This is a genomic window from Xanthobacter sp. BG11Y11_SDJG, assembly GCF_057364445.1.
The window spans coordinates 1-7,766 of sequence record NZ_JBNFNU010000190.1; the positions used below are offsets into that span (position 1 = coordinate 1).

Consider the following 7,766-nt stretch of genomic DNA (forward strand, 5'->3'; position numbering starts at 1 on the left):
CTGCTGCTGGAGGCGCTGGCGCGCGGCGGCGATCCGGACGGCGCGCTGATCGCGGCCGACCGCTTTCTCGCCGAACTGCCCGGCCCGCGCCTGTTCGCCGCCCTCGACCGGCATCCGGACCTGGTGCGGCTGCTCGCCACCATCCTCGCGGCCGCCCCGCGCCTGGGCGAGACGCTGGCGCGGCGGCCCTCCCTCACCGACGCGCTGCTCGATCCCGCCTTCTTCGACGTTCTGCCGGACGAGGACGATCTGAGGCAGTTGCTCGACCACCTGCTCGATACCGCCGAGACCGACGAGGAGCAGCTCGACCGCGCCCGGCGCTTCCGCCAGGAGCAGCACGTGCTGATCGGCGTGCGCATCGCCTCCGGAACGCTGCCGGCGGCGCGCGCGGGCGAAGCCTATGCGCGGCTCGCGGAGGTGATCATCCGCGCGCTGTTCCAGCGGGTGCGCGCACGCTTCGCCGAGGCGCACGGGCAGATCGAGGGCGGGCGGGCGGCGGTGGTCGCCATGGGCAAGCTCGGCGGGCGCGAGATGACGGCGGGCTCCGACCTCGACTTGATCGTGCTGTACGACTATCCCGGCGGCGCCGACGCCATGTCGGACGGCGGACGGCCGCTGGCGGCGTCGCAGTATTTCGCCCGCTTCACGCAGAGGCTGGTGTCCGCGCTCACCGCGCTCACCAATGCCGGCAAGCTCTATGACGTGGATCTGCGGCTGCGGCCCTCCGGCCGCTCCGGACCGCTGGCGACGCGGCTCGCCTCGTTCGAGACCTACCAGTTCGAGGAAGCGTGGACCTGGGAGCACATGGCGCTCACCCGCGCCCGGGTGATCGCCGCCGAGGCGGATTTCGGCATCGCCGTCGGCCGGGTCATCCACGCCATCATGGCCCGCCCGCGCGACCGGCGGCGCATCGCCGGCGACATCCTCGACATGCGCCGCGCCATCGCCGCCGAGAAGGGCGAGGACGACCGCTGGAACCTCAAGCACGCCGCCGGCGGACAGGTGGACGTGGAGTTCCTCGCGCAATATCTGGTTCTGGCCTTCGCCGCCGACCATCCCGAGATCGTCGACACCGCCACCGCGCGGGTGCTGGCCGCGGCCGAGCGCCTCGCGCTGCTGGCGCCGGAGGACGCCCAGGTCCTGATCCGCGCCTGCCGGCTCTATCAGGACCTCACCCAGGTCCTGCGGCTCGCCGTGGACGCCCACGTGGTGCCCCTGGAGGCCAGCCCCGCGCTGCGCGCGCTGCTCGCCCGCGCCGGCGAGATGCCCGACTTCGCGACGCTGGAAGCCCACCTCGTGGACACCCAGCAGAAGGTCCGGGACATCTTCACCCGCCTTCTGGAAGCGGACGCCGCCTGACGGCGCCCGCGAGGGCGATCACAGCGGGGCCTCACGACCATTTTTCGGCCCTTGACTCCGGCGGACTCTAGACAAAGCCCCCCCGATTCGATTCCAATGGGCTTGATTCGGAGAGATGCGGCACGTCCCTCCCGATCAAGGACGCGGGGGCTGAGGGGCATTAGGCCGTCCCGATTTCCCCAATGGAATCCGGAGGAGAACCGGCGATGGCACGCGCCAACGCTGCGAGCGTCGGCGCGCGCGACCATGCCATTCGAGGCCTGGCACGGTCGATCGCGCGCCCAGCCTACCAGCGCCTGCTCGACGCCGAGCCGGTCCTGCGCCGGATCGTGCCTGCCCTCATCGTCACCTTTCTCATGGTCATCGGCATCGGCGCCGTGGTCCAGGTGCATTCGCACCGCCTGGCGGTGATCGACGGCGCCAAGGACGACCTCGCCCTCCTCGCGCTCGCCACCGCCGACGGCGTCGCCGCCCGCGTCGGCAATGCGCCGGCCCGCGCACCTGCGGCCCTCACCGAAAGCCTGCCGCCCCGCGCCACCGACAATGGCCGCCGCGTGTTCGTGACCGATCCGCAGGGCCGGGTCGTCGCCGCCGCCCCGCGCCGCCGACATTCCGCCCGCCGACATCGCCCAGTTGCTCGACCCCGCCCAGCCGCTGGTGGTGTTCGCCGAGCGCGCGGGCGTGCTGGAGGTGCCGTTCCAGGGCGGCACCGCGCTCGCCACCGTGCGCAACCTCCCCTCCCCGCTCGGCCAGGTGATCTATGTGCAGCCGCTCGACGCGGCGCTTGCCGCCTGGTCCGACACCACCACGCTGACGGTGACGCTGTTCGCCACCACGGGCATGGTGCTCCTCATCCTCGGCTTCTCATTCCACTGGCAGGCGACGCGGGCGCGCGAGGCGGACGTGATCTACGACACCGTGCGCCGGCGCATCGACACCGCGCTGAACCGCGGCCGCTGCGGCATGTGGGACTGGGACATGGCGCGCGGACGCATGTACTGGTCCGACACCATGTTCGAGATCCTCGGCCTGGAGCGCAAGGACGAGCTGATCTCGTTCGGCGAGATCGCCCGCCTGGTGCATCCCGAGGACGGCGACCTCTACGAGCTGGCGCAGGAACTGGCGGAGCGGCCCGGCGCCTCGGTGGACCGGGTGTTCCGCATGCGCACCGCCAAGGGCGACTTCGTATGGCTGCGCATGCGCGCCGAGGTGGTGCAGCAGGCGGGCGAGGACGGCCCCCACCTCATCGGCATCGCCATGGACGTGACCGAGGCGCAGCGCATGGCCGAGCGCACGGTGACGGCCGACATGCGCCTGCGCGACGCCATCGAGAGCATCTCCGAGGCGTTCGTGCTGTGGGACAGCCAGAACCGCCTGGTGCTCTGCAATTCCAAGTTCCAGACCCTGCACGAACTGCCCGAGGAGACGGTCCGCTCCGGCACGCCGTTCGACACCATCGCCTCGGTGGGGCGCCATCCCGTCTCGCGCATTCCCCTGAAGCCGGAGGACAAGCCCGAGGAGGGCTCGCGCGCGTTCGAGGCGCAGCTTTCCAACGGCCGCTGGCTCAAGATCGCCGAGCGCCGCACCAAGGATGGCGGCTACGTCTCGGTCGGCACCGACATCACCACCATGAAGCGCCATGAAGAGCGCCTCATGGACAACGAGAAGCGCCTGATGGCGCTGGTGGCGGACCTCAGGAAATCCCAGCAGACGCTGGAGCATCAGGCCCAGCAACTGGCGGAACTCGCCGAAAAGTATTCGGAAGAGCGAAACAAGGCCGAGGACGCGAACCGCGCCAAGAGCGAGTTCCTCGCCAACATGTCCCACGAATTGCGCACGCCGCTCAATGCCATCATCGGCTTTTCGGAGATCATGGAGAGCGGCATGTTCGGCCCGCTCGGCTCGGAGAAGTACGCGGAATACTGCTCCGACATCAAAGGCTCCGGCACCTATCTCCTCGACGTCATCAACGACATCCTCGACATGTCGAAGATCGAGGCCGGCCGCATGCAGCTGGAAGCGGAAGAGGTGCGGCTGGACGAACTGATCGCCGATGCCATGCGCGTGACGGCGGTGAACGGCGACGAAAAGAACATCACCATGACGGTGGAGGCGAGCGAGGGCCTCGCCATCCTCGGCGACCGCCGGGCGCTGAAGCAGGTGCTGCTCAACCTGCTCTCCAACGCCGTGAAGTTCACGCCCGAGGGCGGGCGCGTGGCGGTGAAGGCGCGCATCAATGCGGATGCGGCGGTGATCGCCATCGAGGACACCGGCATCGGCATCGCCCGCGACGCCATCGACCGCATCGGCCGGCCGTTCGAGCAGGTGGAGAGCCAGTTCACGAAGACCCACAAGGGCTCGGGTCTCGGCCTCGCCATCGCCAAGTCCCTGGTGGAGCTGCACGGCGGCGCCATGCGCATCCGCTCCACCGAAGGGGTCGGCACCTCGGTGATCGTGCGCCTTCCGGTGAACGGGCGCGCCGCCAATTCCAACGAGACTCCGAAGCTCGCCGCCGTGGTGTGAGATTGCCGGCACCGCGTCGGCGCTCGTCCCCGGCGACCGTTCGGCCGCTCCCGACCCTCGCCGGTTCACGAAATCCCTTGGCAAGCAATTTTCCTTAGGGGAATATTGCACTGCCGCAGGGAGCGCTGGGTCGCGGCAGGAGGCGGCGTATGGCGCAGGCGCCCGGGGCGGCAAGCGACGAGGTGGTGCTGGTGGGCTTCGACTTCGGCTCGACCACCTGCTCCGCCATGGCCGCTCGCGCCCGCATCGCCCTCAATTGCGCCACCGGGCGGCAGGAATTCCAGAGCCCCCGCGTGGTGTACCGGTCCGAGCCGGTGTTCACGCCGTTCCGCCCGACCGGCGACATCGACATCTCGCACGTCGCGCGCCACATGGAGCGCTGGCTCGCGGAAGGCGGCATCGCCCCGGAGGCGGTGTTCTCCGGCGGCGCCATCGTCACCGGGCTCGCCAGCGAGCGGGCCAATGCCGAGGCCCTGGCGCGGCTGGTGGAGGCGCGGCTCGGCGACGCCATCATAGCCACCGCGCGCGATCCGGCGCTGGAGTCGTGGCTCGCCTTCATGGGTGCGTGCGGCGGCCTCTCCCGGGCCTGTCCGGAGCGGACGATCCTCAATCTCGACATCGGCGGCGGCACCACCAATGCAGCGCTCGGCCGGGCCGGCGAGGTGACGGCCACCGGCTGCCACTTCATCGGCGCGCGGCACCTGCGGTTCGCGCCCGGCACCTACCGGCTCACCTTCGCCTCGCCCCGCGCCCGCGCCGTGCTCGAACATCTCGGCATCGCGGCCGCAGAGGGCGATGCGCTGACGCCGGCCGAGGTGGCGGCCGTCAGCTCCTTCCTCGTGCGCGCGCTGGAGGCGCTGGCCGAGGGCGAGGCGGCGTTCTTCCGCGCCGCGCCCGCGCGGCTCCTGGTGGACCTGCCCCTGGTGCTGCCGCCGGGCGCGGACGCGCCGTCACCTTCTCCGGCGGGGTGGGCGAACTGGTTTATGCGGCGCGTTCGGGCGCGGACCTGCCGCCGACCACGGCCTTCGGCGATCTCGGCATCGATCTCGCCCGCGCCATCCTTGCGAGCCCGCGCCTTTCCCGCGACCTCGATCTCGTGCCCGAGCACGGCGGACGCGCGACCGTGTGCGGGCTCACGCTCCACGCCACCGAGGTGTCGGGCGCGACCCTGCATCTGTCCGGCACCGTTGCCCTGCCCTTGCGCGCCTTGCCGATCCTGGCCTGCCTGCCGCCGGATGCGCCCCCCGAACGCCTGCGCGAGGCCGTGGCCCTGGTGGCGCGGACCCCCGCGGGAGGCTGCATCCGGATCGGCGGCGGCGCCGATCTCGGCACGGCCGCAGCGGTGAGGACGCTGGGCACGCAGATCGCCGAAGCGCTCGCCGCGGCGCCTCAGGATGCGGCACGTCCGCTGGTGCTGCTGCTCGCTGAAAATGCCGCCAAGGCGGTCGGCCTCTACGCCACCGATTTCGGCCGGGCCCCTGCGCCGCTGCTGGTGATCGACGAGGTTCCCGATCGCCCGGCCCAGTTCGTGCGCATCGGCAAGGCGCACGGCGGCATGGTGCCGATCTCCTTCTTTGGCCTGAACTGACATCGCTTGGAGCTGCCATGGGACCCCTCAAGCCGTTCAGCGACTTTCATGTGCCGGTGCCGCCGCCGGACGAGACCTACCGCGTGCGGCTGCTGGACCGCGACTTCGCCTTCACCGGCCTCAAGGCGCTGCTCGGCGCCGCCGATCATCCCAAGGCCGGCGACCGGCTCGCCGGCCTTTCAGCACGCGACGAGGTGGAGCGCGAGGCGGCGCGCACGGTTTTGTCCTCGCTCACGCTCCAGCACCTGTTCGACCGTCCGCTCACCGATGCGAACGGGCGCGTCGACGACGTCATGCGGGCCAACTACCAGATCGATGCCGCGGCCTTCGCCGAGATCGCACCGCTCACGCTCGGGGCGCTGAAGGACCTGCTGCTGAAGGCGCGGTCCGCCGACGTGCGCCGCCTCGGCCTCGGCCTCACGGGCGTAATGGCGGCGGCCCTCGCCAAGATCATGGATGTGCACGAACTGGTGCTGGTGGCGAAGAAGGCCAAGCGTTCGGCCACGGCCCGCACTCTGGTGGGCGGTCCGGGGACGCTCTCCTCCCGGCTCCAGCCGAACCACCCCACCGACGACCTCTCCTGCGTCACCGCGCTCGTCTATACCGGCCTCTCCATGGGGGCGGGCGACGCGCTGATCGGCCTCAACCCGGCGGTGGACACGCTCGAGAACGTCTCGTCCATCCTCGTCCATCTGGACCGGCTGCGCCGGCAGACAGGGGCGCCGACGCAGATCTGCGTGCTCTCGCACCTCAAGACCCAGTTGGCCGCGCTCGCCGCCGGGGCGCCGGTGGAGATCATGTTCCAATCGCTCGCCGGCACCGCGCGCACCCTCACGGAAGAGTTCGACGTCACCCTGTCGCTGCTGGACGAGGCCTATGCGGCCATGGCCACGCGGGGGCCGCTCGGGCCGGATTGCCAGTTCATGTATTTCGAGACCGGCCAGGGCTCGGAACTCACCTACGGCAAGCATGACGGCATCGACATGACCACCTGCGAGGCGCTCTGCTACGGCCTCGCGCGCCGCTACGACCCGTTCATGGTCAACAACGTCACCGGCTTCATCGGCCCGGAGACCCACCGCGACAATTTCGAGATGATCGTCTCGAACCTCCAGGACCACTTCATGGGCAAGATCATGGGCCTGCCCATGGGCATGGCGCCCTGCTACACGCTGCATTCCGAGATCACCATGGAGGGCCAGCAGGTGGCGACCGGCCTGCTCGCCGCGGCGGGCGCCAACTTCTTCATGGACGTCTATCTCTCCACCGACCGGATGCTGGCCTATTTCGACACGTCCGGCCACGACGACCAGACGCTGCGGGAGATCCACGGCCTCAAGCCGGCGCCTGAATTCCTCGCCTGGGCGATCGGACGCGGCATCTTCGCGGAAGAGGACGGGGAGGTGGTGCGCGGCCCGAACTGGGGCGATCCGCGCCTCTTCTGCGGGTCGCAGATCGAGTTCGAGCGCCTCGCCCGCACCGTGCCCGGCGCCCCACGGCTTCGAGAATGCCGGCCGCGCCCCGCCGACACCGTCTCCCGCGCCGTGAAGGCGAACCTCGCCATCGCCCGCGAGGCGATCCACGCCGATCTCGACCCGGCGCGGCTCGGCGGCATCGCCTTCCGCCGCATCGCCTCGCGCGCCCGCGACCGCTCCGCGCATCTGAGCCATCCCGACATCGGTGCCGACCTCGATGCCGCTGACCTCGCGCACCTGAGGCCGGAGCACCGCGACGTGCAGATCGTGGTGTCGGACGGCCTGTCGGCCGAGGCGATCCACGCCAACGTGCCGGACCTCGTGCCGGTGCTGATGGAGGGCCTGGAGCGCTCCGGCGCGAGCCTCGGCGTGCCAGTGCTGGTGCCGTTCGGCCGGGTGAAGGTGGCCGAGCCGATCGGCGACGCGCTCGGCGCGCGGGTGGTGGTGACGCTGATCGGCGAGCGGCCCGGCGGCGACGCCCGCGCCTCGCGCTCCATGTCCGCCTATCTCGCCTTCCGCATCGCCGACGAGGAGACGCGGGCGCGGGCCGCGGCCTTCTCCGGCAACCCATCGATCCGCTACGAATATTCGGTCATCTCCAACATCTATGACGGCGGCCTGCCGCCCGTGGAGGCGGCGAGCGTCATCATCGAGAAGGTGATCCAGATCCTCGGCCACAAGGCCGCCGGCAACCGCCTGGAAAGCCTTCTGGCGACGCGCGCGGCCTGAAGGCGGGCCGGCGGCGGGCGGACGGTCAGTAGAGGCCGCTGCGGGATGTCCCCACCGTGGCCGGCGGACGCGGCGCGCCGTAGGGAACCGGC

3 protein-coding genes and 2 pseudogenes are annotated in these 7,766 nt (G+C 70.8%); all 5 read left to right on the forward strand.

Features of this window, described 5'->3' with window-relative positions:
- Positions 1-1,359 (forward strand): [protein-PII] uridylyltransferase family protein (locus AC2W7M_RS15255; RefSeq protein ID WP_486133085.1); only part of this gene is annotated, 1,359 nt, incomplete at its 5' end.
- A gap of 206 nt (positions 1,360-1,565) precedes the next feature.
- Positions 1,566-3,882, forward strand: a pseudogene (locus AC2W7M_RS15260) (sensor histidine kinase).
- A gap of 149 nt (positions 3,883-4,031) precedes the next feature.
- Positions 4,032-4,742: pseudogene (locus AC2W7M_RS15265) on the forward strand (ethanolamine ammonia-lyase reactivating factor EutA); the annotation flags it as partial.
- A gap of 107 nt (positions 4,743-4,849) precedes the next feature.
- Complete coding sequence (locus tag AC2W7M_RS15270) at positions 4,850-5,470, forward strand: ethanolamine ammonia-lyase reactivating factor EutA (protein ID WP_486133086.1); 621 nt, start codon at positions 4,850-4,852, stop codon at positions 5,468-5,470.
- A gap of 17 nt (positions 5,471-5,487) precedes the next feature.
- Positions 5,488-7,674, forward strand: coding sequence for an ethanolamine ammonia-lyase subunit EutB (eutB, locus tag AC2W7M_RS15275; RefSeq protein ID WP_486133087.1), 2,187 nt, complete (start codon positions 5,488-5,490; stop codon positions 7,672-7,674).
- Positions 7,675-7,766: the final 92 nt, after the last annotated feature.